Annotated in this window: 11 protein-coding genes; 4 read left to right on the forward strand and 7 right to left on the reverse strand. The window is 67.6% G+C overall.

Annotated elements, in window-relative coordinates; translation table 11 throughout:
• Positions 1–177: 177 nt before the first annotated feature.
• The 3 genes from tsf to ACTXG9_RS05805 all read right to left on the reverse strand — a co-directional run bounded on the left by tsf (position 178) and on the right by ACTXG9_RS05805 (position 2,901).
• Positions 178–1,053, reverse strand: a complete 876-nt coding sequence (gene tsf / locus ACTXG9_RS05795; RefSeq protein WP_019659120.1) for a translation elongation factor Ts — start codon at positions 1,051–1,053, stop codon at positions 178–180.
• A 125-nt stretch (positions 1,054–1,178) separates the two neighbouring features.
• On the reverse strand, positions 1,179–1,985 hold the full coding sequence (gene rpsB / locus ACTXG9_RS05800) for a 30S ribosomal protein S2 (protein ID WP_005408748.1): 807 nt from the start codon (positions 1,983–1,985) through the stop codon (positions 1,179–1,181).
• A gap of 220 nt (positions 1,986–2,205) precedes the next feature.
• A complete protein-coding gene (locus ACTXG9_RS05805; protein ID WP_111097795.1) occupies positions 2,206–2,901 on the reverse strand; it encodes a fimbrial biogenesis chaperone in 696 nt (231 codons plus the stop codon).
• A gap of 6 nt (positions 2,902–2,907) precedes the next feature.
• Here ACTXG9_RS05805 and ACTXG9_RS05810 point away from each other — a divergent pair, with 6 nt between their 5' ends.
• On the forward strand, positions 2,908–3,162 hold the full coding sequence (locus tag ACTXG9_RS05810; RefSeq protein ID WP_164143964.1) for a hypothetical protein: 255 nt from the start codon (positions 2,908–2,910) through the stop codon (positions 3,160–3,162).
• Positions 3,163–3,268: 106 nt separating this feature from the next.
• Here ACTXG9_RS05810 and ACTXG9_RS05815 read toward each other — a convergent pair whose 3' ends face one another.
• Genes ACTXG9_RS05815 through ACTXG9_RS05830 form a run of 4 tightly spaced genes read right to left on the reverse strand, consistent with a single transcriptional unit; the run spans position 3,269 to position 7,956 of the window.
• Entirely contained in the window at positions 3,269–4,306 is a 1,038-nt protein-coding gene (locus ACTXG9_RS05815; RefSeq protein WP_111097794.1) for a Csu type fimbrial protein, read from the reverse strand.
• Positions 4,303–6,669: a fimbria/pilus outer membrane usher protein gene (locus ACTXG9_RS05820; RefSeq protein WP_456115416.1), complete on the reverse strand. Its 2,367-nt coding sequence runs from the start codon at positions 6,667–6,669 to the stop codon at positions 4,303–4,305. The genes ACTXG9_RS05815 and ACTXG9_RS05820 overlap by 4 nt, the downstream gene beginning before the upstream one ends.
• Before the next feature lie 7 nt (positions 6,670–6,676).
• Complete coding sequence (locus tag ACTXG9_RS05825; protein ID WP_134729442.1) at positions 6,677–7,426, reverse strand: fimbrial biogenesis chaperone; 750 nt, start codon at positions 7,424–7,426, stop codon at positions 6,677–6,679.
• Complete coding sequence (locus tag ACTXG9_RS05830) at positions 7,426–7,956, reverse strand: Csu type fimbrial protein (RefSeq protein ID WP_019659113.1); 531 nt, start codon at positions 7,954–7,956, stop codon at positions 7,426–7,428. The genes ACTXG9_RS05825 and ACTXG9_RS05830 overlap by 1 nt, the downstream gene beginning before the upstream one ends.
• A gap of 242 nt (positions 7,957–8,198) precedes the next feature.
• Between ACTXG9_RS05830 and map the strand changes: the two genes are divergently transcribed.
• From map to dapD, 3 genes are read left to right on the forward strand one after another with little or no spacing between them, the layout of a single operon-like run.
• On the forward strand, positions 8,199–8,984 hold the full coding sequence (gene map / locus ACTXG9_RS05835; protein ID WP_032955117.1) for a type I methionyl aminopeptidase: 786 nt from the start codon (positions 8,199–8,201) through the stop codon (positions 8,982–8,984).
• Between the two features lie 20 nt (positions 8,985–9,004).
• Positions 9,005–11,614: a [protein-PII] uridylyltransferase gene (locus ACTXG9_RS05840; protein WP_026346923.1), complete on the forward strand. Its 2,610-nt coding sequence runs from the start codon at positions 9,005–9,007 to the stop codon at positions 11,612–11,614.
• Positions 11,614–12,675, forward strand: a complete 1,062-nt coding sequence (gene dapD / locus ACTXG9_RS05845) for a 2,3,4,5-tetrahydropyridine-2,6-dicarboxylate N-succinyltransferase (RefSeq protein WP_111097791.1) — start codon at positions 11,614–11,616, stop codon at positions 12,673–12,675. The genes ACTXG9_RS05840 and dapD overlap by 1 nt, the downstream gene beginning before the upstream one ends.
• Positions 12,676–12,717 lie beyond the last annotated feature (42 nt).

Raw genomic sequence — 12,717 nt, forward strand, 5'->3', positions numbered from 1 at the left:
ATTCCCTGCGCCGAGTATCGGCTTGATTCGCGCGCAACGCAAAGAGCCCTGATATCGGGCTGTGACTGGCGTCAGTGCGCGCACCAACGGTGCCCACCCGCCGATGCAGTGGGTACAAAAAAAGAGCCGCGGTTTCCCGCGGCTCCTTCTGGTCGCTTCACAGCCGGAGGGCTGGAATCAGACCTGCATCGCCTTGGCAACTTCGGCGGCGTAGTCTTCCACCACCTTCTCGATGCCTTCGCCGACGATCAGCAGCTTGAACCCAGCCACATCGGCGCCAGCGGCCTTGACCACCTGCTCGACGGTGGTGTCGCCCAGCACGTAGGTCTGGCCGTACAGGGTCACGTCGCTGACGATCTTGTTGATCTTGCCGCTGATGATCTTTTCCAGGATCTCGGCCGGCTTGGCCTTGTCCTTCTCGGACATCTTGGCCAGCTCGATTTCCTTTTCCTTTTCGACGAAGTCGGCCGGAACGTCCGCAGCCTTGTTGTGCGGCGGCTTCAGCGCGGCCACGTGCATGGCCAGGCCGCGGGCCAGCTCGACGTCGCCGCCGATCAGGTCAACCAGCACGCCGACCTTGCCGTTGGTGTGGACGTAGGCGCCGATGTTGCCGGTGGTGTCGACCTTGACCATGCGGCGGATCTGGATGTTCTCACCCAGGGTCTGCACGGCGGTGGCGCGGGCTTCTTCAACGGTGCGGCCATCGGCCAGCGTGGCAGCCTTCACGGCTTCCACGTCGTTGGCGCCCGATGCCAGGGCGGCAGCGGCGACGGCGTTGACGAAGGTCTTGAAGTTGTCGTCGTTGGCGACGAAGTCGGTTTCCGAGTTGACTTCGACCAGCACGGCCTTGCCGCCATCCTGGGCCAGGCCCAGGCGGCCTTCGGCGGCCACGCGGTCAGCCTTCTTGTCGGCCTTGGCAGCGCCGGACTTGCGCATGGCTTCAGCAGCGGCGTTGATGTCGCCGTTGGCTTCGGTAAGCGCCTTCTTGCATTCCATCATGCCGGCGCCGGTGCGCTCGCGCAGTTCCTTGACCAGGGAAGCAGTGATTTCCACGGGATTACCTCACGAAAGAAAGGGGTTGGGCCGGCATGGTGGCCGGCCCGTGTGACACGGTCCTGTCACGCGCCAAGGGCTGCGTGCAGGAGGGTGGACGCCGGGCGTCCACCCTGTGGCCTGGATCAGGCCTGGGCGTCGTCGCCCTTCTTGGCAGCCTTCTTGGCCGGAGCGCGGCGGGCCGGCTTCTCTTCGCCTTCGGCAGCGGCTTCAGCGAACTCTTCCTCACGCACCGAAGCGGCGTGCGGAGCAGCAGCCTTGCCTTCCAGCACGGCGTCGGCAGCGGCGCGGGCGTACAGCTGCACAGCGCGGATGGCGTCGTCGTTGCCCGGGATGGCGTAATCAACCAGTTCCGGGTTGTAGTTGGTGTCGACCACGGCGATGACCGGGATGCCCAGCTTCTTGGCTTCCTTGATCGCGATGTCTTCGTGGCCGATGTCGATCACGAAGATCGCGTCCGGCAGGCGGTTCATGTCCTTGATGCCGCCCAGCGAGGCTTCCAGCTTGTCGCGCTCGCGACGCAGGCCCAGCACTTCGTGCTTGACCAGCTTCTCGAAGGTGCCGTCGGTTTCACCGGCTTCCAGTTCCTTCAGGCGGGCAACCGACTGCTTGACGGTACGGAAATTGGTCAGGGTGCCGCCCAGCCAGCGCTGGTTCATGAACGGCATGCCGCAACGCTCGGCTTCTTCCTTGATGGTTTCGCGGGCGCTGCGCTTGGTGCCCAGGAACAGGACGGTGCCGCGCTTCTGGGCAACCGACGAGATGAAGTTCATCGCGTCATTGAACAGCGGGACGGTCTTTTCCAGGTTGATGATGTGGATCTTGCCGCGGGCGCCGAAGATGTACGGAGCCATCTTGGGGTTCCAGTAGCGGGTCTGGTGGCCGAAGTGGACGCCGGCTTCCAGCATCTGACGCATGGTGACCTGGGGCATTGCAATACTCCTGATATGGAACCAGCGATTCCGCCCGCGGGAATAGGTATGCGGGACGCGTGGAAGCGCGATCGGTTCCGGGGTTGGGCTTCCCTGTTGCCTCCGTGGCCGAACTCCTTGCGGAGCACCCCGGCACGGATGGGGGCAGCAGGTGTGGATTCACCGGTGACGTCCGGTGTGGACGGGTTCCCGCGCACGCAGGCGGCAGGAATCCGGACGATTATAGCCCGCTGCGGGCGCTCGCTGCAATTGCGGGGTCAGATGCGGCCAGATCGACCTCGCGGCCGTCCTGCAGGCGTGCCCGGAAGCGGCCACCTGCGTAACTGTCCGCGCGGGCGGGCAGGGGCCAGCGTCGTTCATGGCCGGCGAGGATGTAGCCGGCCAGCCCGCCCACCAGCACTGTCGATTGGCCGTCCGCCGCGATGAAGCGCAGGTCGTGCAGGCGGCCGTGCAGCGTACCGCAGTTGCTGAGTCGCAACACAGGCTGCGACCCCAGGGCCTCGATCCGACCCTGCAGGCGGGCGTGCAGCACTGGCGCCGCGGCGCCCCGGAACAGCGGTAGCGAGTAGCGCGGCAGCCCTGCCAGCGCCGGCGTCAGCACGATCCTGTAGGCCTGTTCACCCATTGCCGCGGCCGGATCGCGTGGCAGCAGCCAGACGCGCTGCGTACCGCCCGGGGCGAGATCCAGCCGCGTCGGGCTGACCCGGATCTGGTCGCTGGGCTGCAGTCGTTCGGCGTCCAGCTGCTGATCCCAGGCCAGCACCTGCACGTGGCCCTGCCAGCGGCCGGGCCCGGGATTGCGTAGCCACAGCTCGGCGCGGCCGCCTTCGGCCGGCAGCTGCAGGGTGGTAGGCAACACCTCAAGCGCCGCAGCCGGCTGCGCCAGCAGTGCAAGCAGGATCAGCAGCGCGCGCATCAGTAGATGAGGGTCACGGCGGGTGTTGCGTTCTCGTCCGTCGCCGGTGGTGCGAGCTCGCGCACCTGGGATGGCAGCTGGGGTGTATCGCTGCGCTGGTGCGGCGCCGTACAGCGCGCGCCACCGGTGTCGTCGCTGCAGGAGTCGACCACGGTCAGCCGGATCTGCAGGGAGCTGCTGGGTTCGGCCAAGGCCGGCGTACTGGCGACCAGCATCGCCGCGATCGAAAATGTGCGAACCACCTGCCATCCACCATGCTGAAAGACTTGCTGCGCGGTATCGGCGGGATGTGCCGGAACTGTAGCGCCGAGCCGGCGCTCGGCACGGCCTTCGTCCGGTGGGTGCCGACCGTTGGTCGGCACGCCGGTCAATAGGTGATCGTCACCGTCACCAGGTCGTTGTAGGTACCAGCCGGGGGCTGGCCGGTGACCGGCGGCACCCGGCCGTAGATGGTCAGCTGCTGTGCGCTGCCGGTGCCGGTGCCGCTGGCCGTGTCGACAGTCAACGTATTGCCCCAGCGCAGGCTCCGAGCCGAGTCCCGGTACAGCTCGTAGGGAAGGTAGTAGGTACTGCCGCCGATGGTGGTGGCCATGCGCCGGATGCTGGTCGCGGCAGGGTTGTTCCGGCCGTTGTTGAGTCCGACCTGGAAGGCGGTGTTCTTCAGGCAGGTCAGTGTCAGCGTGGCGGTCCGGTCGATGTTGGCGGGAATGCCGCCGGTGACGTTGCCGAAGTTCATGTCGGTGGTGACGTAGCTGCCGCATTGCGGCAGCACATTGGCGGTGGCGGTGAAACTGAAGGCTGCGCTTGCGCTGTTGGTGCCGGTGGCGCCGCCGTTGCAGGTGGCGGGCACTGTGGCATTGCCGAGCAGGACCTCGTTCCAGGCCCAGGTCAACACCACGTCGGCGCCGCTGAAGGTGCTGCTGTAGGCCCCGGAGGCCAGGATCTGGTTGGCCGGAATCTGCCCGAACAGCTGCACGGACTGCGCACCGCTGCCGCCGGCGACCAGCGGCACGCTGTAGGTCATGGTCAGTTCCTGTGCCGGGGGCGTGCCGCGCGGGACCAACCCCGTCACCTGGCTGAAGTCCGAGGAGTTGTAGAGCTGGAAGTTAATGCTGTCGCTGCTGCTGGTCTTCATCGTCCGCCAGCTTGAACTGCTGCCGCCACCACTGCCTGCGCCGATGCCGACGCAGACGCGCACACCGGTTGTGGCCAGCGCGCTCAGCGCGGCGGTGGTGCATGTCACCGTGATGTTGAGGTTGGCCGTGCTCGGGCCAGGCGCATTGCTGTTGATGTTGCCGAACGGCAGCGTTGGATTGGCGATCGCGGTGCAGACCGCGACGGCGCGGGCCGGTGCTGCCGCCAGCAGGCCAGCGAACAGCAGCAGGCCGAGCAGCAACGTCCTCATGGCGCCACCTCCGGAATGCACTGCAGCGGCGCCGGTTTCGGCCGCGCGCCGGTCGCCACCACCCTGGGCGGGTCGGGGACCTTCACCCGGCAGGGGCCGCGGCTGGTGGTGACGTACAGCACGCTGCCGGCGGCAACGTCTTCCAGGTACAGCAGGCCGTCATAGCCGACCGTGGCCTGGCGGCCATCGGGCAGCTGCACCTCGCTGCCCACCTCCAGCGGCTGCCCGTCCATTGCCAGCAGGGTCAGGCTCAGCGACGGTCGCGAGCGCAGCTCGAAGGCAATCCGGGTGCCGGCGCGCTGGCGCGGGGTCACCCAATTCTCGATGCGGTCGGCACGCATGTCCTCGGGCAGGTCCAGGGTGTCGATCGAGACCCGGTTGCGCTGCCAGGACAGCAACGGGCTGACCAGCAGCAGGCCGCGATCATCGGTGACGCCGATCAGGCGGTTTTCCAGCCGCACCGGCACGCCGCCGACGCCACTGGTGCTGATCACCGCGAACGCGTCCGACACTTCGCGCGTGGCGAAGGTGTGGCCACCCATCCACACCACGCTGCCGCTGGCGCTGGCGTAGGCATAGTTCAGCCCGCCCTGGCGCGAGGCGCCGAACGAATAGCGGCCGGTATCGTTGAGGATGCCGACCTCGGCCAGGCCGCCATTGCCGTCCTCGCCATGGCGCAGCTGTGCGCGCCAGCCGACGCCGCCGGCACTGCCATCGCCGGGCACCGGCTGGGTCACGTCCGCGACCCAGCTCTGGCTGTCGCCGTTGCGTTGGCTCGAGAGGCTGGCCTGGCGGTTGTTGCCCAGACTGGCGGTCAGCGACAGGTAGATGCTGCGGTCGTCGCTCTGGTCCAGGTTCTGGTTCAGCGACAGGTAGGCCGACCAGCGCTGGCTCCAGCTGCGCGACCAGAACAGGCTGGCGTAGCGGTTGTCGTCGCCGTCGGGGTAGCGCAGGCGCAGGTAGCTTGCGCTGAGCGTGCCCAGCCGCAGCAGGTCCAGGCCGAGGGTGGCCTGCTCGCTGATGCTCGGTGGCAGGTTGCCCTGCAGTGCGCCCAGGTCGCGGTAGTCGCCGTGGCTGCGCACGCTGCGCAGATTGACGTTGAAGCGGCGGTTGTTCCAGCTGTAGCCCAGCGCCCATTGCCCGCCCTGCAGGCCGTGGTAATCACTGCGTGCATAGGCCGCATTGAACACGCCGGCAGCGCCGAGCAGCCACCAGCCGCCGATGCCGGCCTGGGCCAGGCCGCCGCCGCCTTCGGCATGCGCCTCGCCAGTGAAGGCATCGCTGATGCCGCCGCGCCAGCTGGCACTGGCCACCGTGCGATCGTCGTAGCCGAAGGAGCGCTGGCCGAAGTCCTCGCGCAGCTGGCCGACGCCGACCGACCAGTCCGAAAGGCCCTTGGCCAGCAGTTGCTGGGTGCCATAGAAACTGAAATCCAGTGTCTGCATGCGGCCGAACGCATCGGTTACCACCACCTGCGCATTGCCGGTGCCGCTGATACCAGGCTGTGCCGCCAGCTGGAAGGGACCGACCGGGACCTGTCCGCTGTACTGGCGCAGGCCATCCACGTACAGCTCGACCGTGGAGGGCACCACGGCCTGGCCGAGGAAGCTCGGCGTGGGCGTCAGTACGCGATAGGGCTGCAGCCCGTAGTTGCGACCGATCTGCACGCCACCCAGGCGCACTGGCCGGGTCCAGTCGACGAAGCCGCTGTAGAAGTCGCCGACCTCCAGCGTCGTTGCGCTGTCGGGGAAGTCCAGGCTCCAGCGGGTGTCCAGGCGCACGCTTTCGCCGCGCCAACGGCGATCACCGGGTTGCTGGTAGCGGCGGCTGATGGCGGTGTTCTCAAAAGTCCCGTTGCCGATGCCGAACACGCGCAGCTCCGAGCTCAGGCTGAGGTTGCCGAGCGTGTCCACCCGGCTGCCGTATACGTCGTAGTTGAGCAGCACGCCCGGCGAGGCAGTGCCAGTCGGCGCACGCGCCTGCGGCCGGCTGAGCACCGTGGTCGGCAGGGTCAGCTGGTCCAGCGGCACATCCAGCGCCAGGGTCTGCATGTGCGCGTCGTAGCGCACCACCGCGCCACTGATCTGGTCCAGGTAGACCGGTACCTCGCCGCTGGCATTGAAGCCGAGCTGGCGCAACACCTGGGGGCTGGCCTGAAGCCGGCCGCGGTTCTCGATGAACGGCAGCAGGCCGCGTGGCGTGCTGTTGAGCGACACATCCAGGTACAGCGTCTGGCTGGCGGTCAGTGGGGTCGGGGGCGGCAGGGTGGCATCGGCCGACACGCCGGAGACATCAACGGCCGCGCCGGACGCATCGGCGGCCTCGGTCGCCGCGGGAGCCAGGGCAGCCAGCAACGCGCCCATCAAGGCCTCAGCGAGCCGGTGGGGGCGACAGTGGCGTCTGTTCCGACTCGCCATTGAGCTTGGCCGTGATCTGGTCGTTGTCGCGGTCGATCGCCACGCGCTCGATCGGCCAGCGCATCACCTGGCCCGGCAGCACGTAGCCCAGCAATCCGGGATGGACGATGCGCGGACGCGTGGCGCTGCCCAGCGCAAGATCGGCGATCTGCGCGTAGCTGTCACCCGTATTGGCCACCTCCACGCCATTGCGGCCATCCGCCAGTGTCACCAGGCGAGCCTGCAACTGTGGGGCGAGGGCGCCGGCCGAAGGCTGCACGAACACGGGGATCGAATAGCGCAGGACGAACTGCATGCCCTCGGCACGCGTGGCCAGGTCCGGGATCTGGTCCACGATCAATCGGTAGTGCCGTTGTGCAGGCGGTGGCTCGTTGTCCGGACGCATCACCCGCACCAGTTGCTGCTGGCCCGCAGCCAGTTCCTGCATGGGCGGTGTGGCCATCAGCTCATCGGTGGGCAGCAGCCGTTCCTGGCCGTCCTGCTGCACCCAGCGGAACACGCGCACCTGCAGCTTCACCGGCGCGGTGCCGCTATTGGTCAGCCATAGCTCAGCCGCACGCTGGCGCGCCTCCAGCTGCAGGCTGGTCGGCGCGACCTGCAGGCTGGTGGCGCCGGCGGTGGCGGTGGCCAGCAGGCACAGGGCGAGCAGCGCCACGCCGGTGGCGCGCCACGGGCGGAGTCCGGCCATGCGGGCGTGCTCCATCAATAGGTGATCGTGGCGGTAACCGTATCCAGGTAGCTGCCGGTGGCCGGGTTGTTGGTGCTCAGGTTCAGGATCTGGCCGTAGACGACGTACGGCACGGCCAGGCCGGTGCCGATGCCGGCCTGGGTATTGGTGCCGGTTGTGGATCCCCAGACCAGGGTATGCGCGGCATCCTGGTAGAGCTGGTAGCCGACATAGTTGTTGGCGGTCACGGCGGCATTGGTGTTCTTCATGCGCCGCGTGGTGACGTCGTTGGCGGTGCCCGCGTTGGCGCCCGCATTCAGCGCGATCGTGTACGGCGTCAGCGCCGAACACTGCGCGGTGACCGTGCCCTGGCCGAGGGTGGGCGTGGCGGTGGTCGACGCCGCCGTGCCGAAGTCGACGTTGGTAGCGGCCGCGGCCGTGATGGTGCAGGCCTTGGTGACCACCAGCGTGACGTTGAAGGTGGTGGTATCTGCGGCCAGGGCCGGGCTGGACAGCAGGAGGCCGGCGAAGGCCCAGGCAAGCGGAGAACGAAGCGCGGATCGCATGGACAACCTCCCTGACCCGAAGGTCCGTTGAACAAGGCGAAGGCGGCACGATCGGCACCGCTTCGGCGACGGTGACCCCAGCTTAGGTGGCGTAAGTGTCTGTAATCCGTGATAAACAGGCGGGCGAAAGGGTGGAGGGCATCACGCTTTCATTTTCCTTGCCGAAAGCGTGCATGGCCCGGTGCATGGCCCGGAATGCCAGTTGGGTGGCGTTCGTTCAGATTGCGGCCGGATCGGCGATAATGGGTGCCATGAGCGTGAATCTGAAAACCCCGCAGGAAATCGAGATGATGCGCATCGCCGGCCGCTTGGCCAGCGAAGTGCTGGACATCGTCACCCCCCACGTCAAGCCCGGTGTCACCACCGAGGAGCTGGACCGCATCTGCCACGACCACATCGTCAACGTGCAGGGCGCCATTCCGGCCAACGTCGGCTACCGCGGCTTCCCGAAGACCGTGTGCACCTCGGTCAACAATGTCATCTGCCACGGCATCCCCAGTGAAGGGAAGGTGCTCAAGGATGGCGACATCATCAATATCGATGTCACCGTCATCAAGGACGGTTGGCACGGCGACACCAGTCGCATGTACTTCGTCGGCACGCCGTCGGTGATGGCCCGCCGCCTGGTGGAAACCACCTACGAAGCCATGTGGCGCGGCATCCGCGCCGTGCGTCCGGGCGCCACCCTGGGCGACATTGGCCATGCCATCCAGAGCTATGCCGAAGGCGAGCGTTTCAGCGTGGTGCGCGAGTACTGCGGCCACGGCATCGGCAAGGTCTACCACGATGAGCCGCAGGTGGTGCATTACGGCCGCCCGGGCCAGGGCCTGGTGCTGCAGCCGGGCATGACCTTCACCATCGAACCGATGATCAACGAGGGCACCCGCTACAACAAGGTGCTGCCGGATGGCTGGACCGTGGTGACCAAGGACCGCAAGCTGTCGGCGCAGTGGGAGCACATGGTCGCGGTCACCGAGACCGGCGTCGACGTGCTGACCCTGTCGCCGGGCGAGTCGCAGGTTTCCTGACGATGCTGCCGGCGAGTTCGCTGCTGGACACGCCGGCCGCGTCGCTCAACGACCCGGACTGGGCCGCTGCGGCGCGGCAGGCGCTGCAGCAGGCCGACGCACGCCTGTACCGCCGCTTCGACCAGGGCGACAACATCGAGCGCCTGCTGGCGTTGCGTGCGCGCGCTGCCGACCACTTGATCCGCCTGGCGTGGCAGCGTTGCCTGCCGGCCGGCAGCGGCCTGTCGCTGTTCGCGGTGGGCGGCTATGGCCGCGGTGAACTGTTCCCGCGATCGGACATCGACCTGCTGGTGTTCGGCGATCCGCCGGCGCAACTGGCGCACGAAGCGGCCCTGGCGCGGCTGTTCGCGCTGCTGTGGGACTGCGGGTTGGCGGTCAGCCATGCGGTGCGTTCTGCATTGCAGTGCCGCGAGGCGGCGGCTGACCAGACCGTGCTGACCGCGCTGATCGAGGCGCGTCCGATCCTGGCCGATGACGCCGCCCGCCGCGCGCTGCGCGAGGCCATCGACGATCGCGAACTGTGGCCGGCACGCACTTTCTTCCTGGCCAAGCTGGAAGAGCTGCGCAACCGTCACCAGCGCTTCGGTGATACCGCCGACAACCTGGAGCCGGACCTGAAGGATGGCCCCGGTGGCCTGCGCGATCTCAACACGCTGGGCTGGATGGCACTGCGCGCGTTCGGCGTGCGCGACCTGGAAGCCCTGGTCGGGCTCGGCCATCTGGGTGCCGACGAAGCCGCGGCGCTCAAGCGCGAACGTGCCGTGCTGGCGCGACTGAGGTTTGGCCTGCACCTGGTAGCACGTCGCCCGGAAGAGCGCCTGCGTTTCGATTACCAGAAGACCCTCGCCGCGCGCCTGGGCTTCGAAGACGACGCCGAGAGCCTCGGTGTCGAGAAAATGATGCAGGGCTTCTACCGCGCCGCGCTGGTGGTGCGGCGGATCAGCGACCGCCTGCTGCAGCGCTTCGAGGAGCAGTTCGACGGCGAGGCGCAGCCGGAGCCGCTGACCGTGGGCTTTTCCCTGCGTCGTGGCTACCTGGCCGCCAACGAGGCCGACTGGCCGCAGGGCGACATTGGCCAAGTGTTCGCGCTGTTTTCCAGCTGGGCCAACAACCCGCAGGTGCGCGGCCTGCACTCGCTGACCGCGCGTGCACTGGCCGAGTCGCTGCCGCTGCTGCCGGCCTATGACCAGGCCGACGCCGACGCACGCGAGCACTTCCTTGCCCTGCTGCGTGGCCAGCGCCCGGTCGACACGCTTTCGCGCATGGCGCGGCTGGGCGTGCTTGGCCAGTGGATTCCCGCGTTCGCCCAAGTCAGCGGGCGCATGCAGTTCGACCTGTTCCATGTCTACACCGTCGACCAGCACACGCTGATGGTCCTGCGCAACATCGGCCTGTTCGCCAGCAGCCGTGCCGACGAGCGCTTCTCGATCGCGCACGAAGTGTGGCCGCGCCTGCGCAAGCCGGAGCTGCTGCTGCTGGCCGGCCTGTTCCATGACATTGCCAAGGGCCGCGGCGGCGACCACTCCGAGCTGGGTGCGGTGGACGCGCGCGCGTTCTGCCAGGCACATGCGCTCAGTGGCACCGATACCGAACTGGTCGCCTGGCTGGTCGAACAGCACCTGCGCATGTCGGTGACCGCGCAGAAGCAGGACATTGCCGACCCGGTGGTGATCCATCGCTTCGCCACCCTGGTCGGCAGCCGCGACCGCCTGGACTACCTGTATCTGCTGACCTGTGCCGATATTGCCGGCACCAGCCCGAAACTGTGGAACGCCTGGAAGGATCGCCTGCTGGCCGACCTTTACTTCGCCACCCGGCGCGCGTTGCGCGAAGGGCTGGAGCATCCGGTGCCCGCCGCCGAGCGTGTGGCCGAGGCGCGTGACAGCGTGCGCGCACTGGTGCGCGAGCAGGGTTACGACGATGCCACCATCGACCGCCAGTTCGCGGTGATGCCCGATGAGGGCTTCATCCGCCTGCGCCCCGAGCAGCTGGCCTGGCAGGCCGCTGCGCTGGTGCCGGTGAAGCAGGGCCAGACCCTGGTCAAGGTCCGCCGGATCAGTGTCGACGACCCCGCGCTGGAAGTGTTCGTGCACTCGCCCGACCGCGACGGCCTGTTCGCCGCGATCGTGATGACCCTGGACCGCAAGGGCTACGGGATCCACCGTGCACGCGTGCTGGACGGCCCGGCCGACACCATCTTCGATACCTTCGAAGTGAACCCGGCCGACACGTTTGCCGATGGCAACAGTGCCAATCTGGAAGCGGCGCTGCGCGAGGCCCTGAGTGGCGACCTTGCGCGGCTTCGGCCGTCACGCCGGGTGGTGCCGCGGCAGCTGCGTCATTTCCGTTTTGCGCCGCGCATCGAATTCCGCGATGAACCGGGCGCAACCCGTTTTGCCCTGGTCGCCCCCGACCGTCCCGGCCTGCTGGCCGATGTGGCGTTCGTGCTGCGCAACCAGGGCCTGCGCGTGCATGATGCGCGCATTGCGACATTCGGCGAACGCGCCGAAGACACCTTCGTGATCAGTGACGAACACGACCTCCCCCTGACTGAACCTGCCCGGCAGCAGCTGCATGACGCGATGCTGGCCTGCCTGGACCCTGATCGAAACGCCGGAGACCCCGCCTGATGGCCACCAAGCCTGTTAAGAAGACTGCTGCCACCGCCAAGAGCGCAGCGGCCAAGAAAACTGCCGCCGTGCCGGCCGCGAAGAAGGCTGCCGCGCCGAAGAAAGCCGCGATGGTGAAGGCGCCGGCGAAGAAGGTGGCGGCACCGAAGAAGGCCCCGGCCAAGAGCGCAGAAGCCGCACGCGCCGAAACCATCGCCCGCAAGTCGCTGCGCAAGCCGGCCGCGCCGGGCGTGGAAGAACTGAAGTTCGGCATCGAAAGTGCCTTCGAACGCCGCGCCACGCTGACCCTGCACGAACTGGAAGGCTCGACCAGGCCGCTGGTCAACCGTGTGATCGACGGCCTGGAGAGCGGTGAATTCCGCGTCGCCGAGCCGGACGGCCAGGGCGGCTGGAAGGTCAACGAGTGGCTGAAGAAGGCGGTGCTGCTGTATTTCCGTGTCAACGACATGGCGGTGGTCGATGCACGCCCGGCACCGTTCTGGGACAAGGTCGAATCGCGCTTCGCCGGCTATGACGAAGCGAAGTTCCGCCGAGGCGGCGTGCGCGTGGTGCCGGGCGCGATTGCTCGCCGTGGCACGTATTTCGGCAAGGATGTGGTGCTGATGCCGAGCTTCACCAACATCGGCGCCTATGTCGGCGAAGGCACCATGGTGGACACCTGGGCCACGGTCGGTTCCTGCGCGCAGATCGGCCAGCACTGTCATCTGTCCGGCGGTGCCGGCATCGGTGGCGTGCTGGAGCCGCTGCAGGCCAGCCCGACCATCATCGAGGACCATTGCTTCATCGGTGCCCGCTCGGAAGTGGTTGAGGGTGTGGTGGTCGGCCACCACAGCGTGATCGGCATGGGCGTGTTCCTCAGCCAGAGCACCCGCATCTACAACCGCGCCACCGGTGAGATCAGCTACGGCTACATCCCGCCGTACAGCGTGGTGGTGTCCGGCTCGCTGCCGAGCAAGGACGGTACCCATTCGCTGTACTGCGCGGTGATCGTCAAGCAGGTCGATGCCAGGACCCGCAGCAAGACCAGCGTCAACGACCTGCTGCGCGGCCTGGCCGACTGAAGGTGACTGCGCCGGAGGATCCGGCGCAGTACGCGAGCTACC

It is taken from the genome of Stenotrophomonas maltophilia group sp. LNF247, from assembly GCF_054083135.1.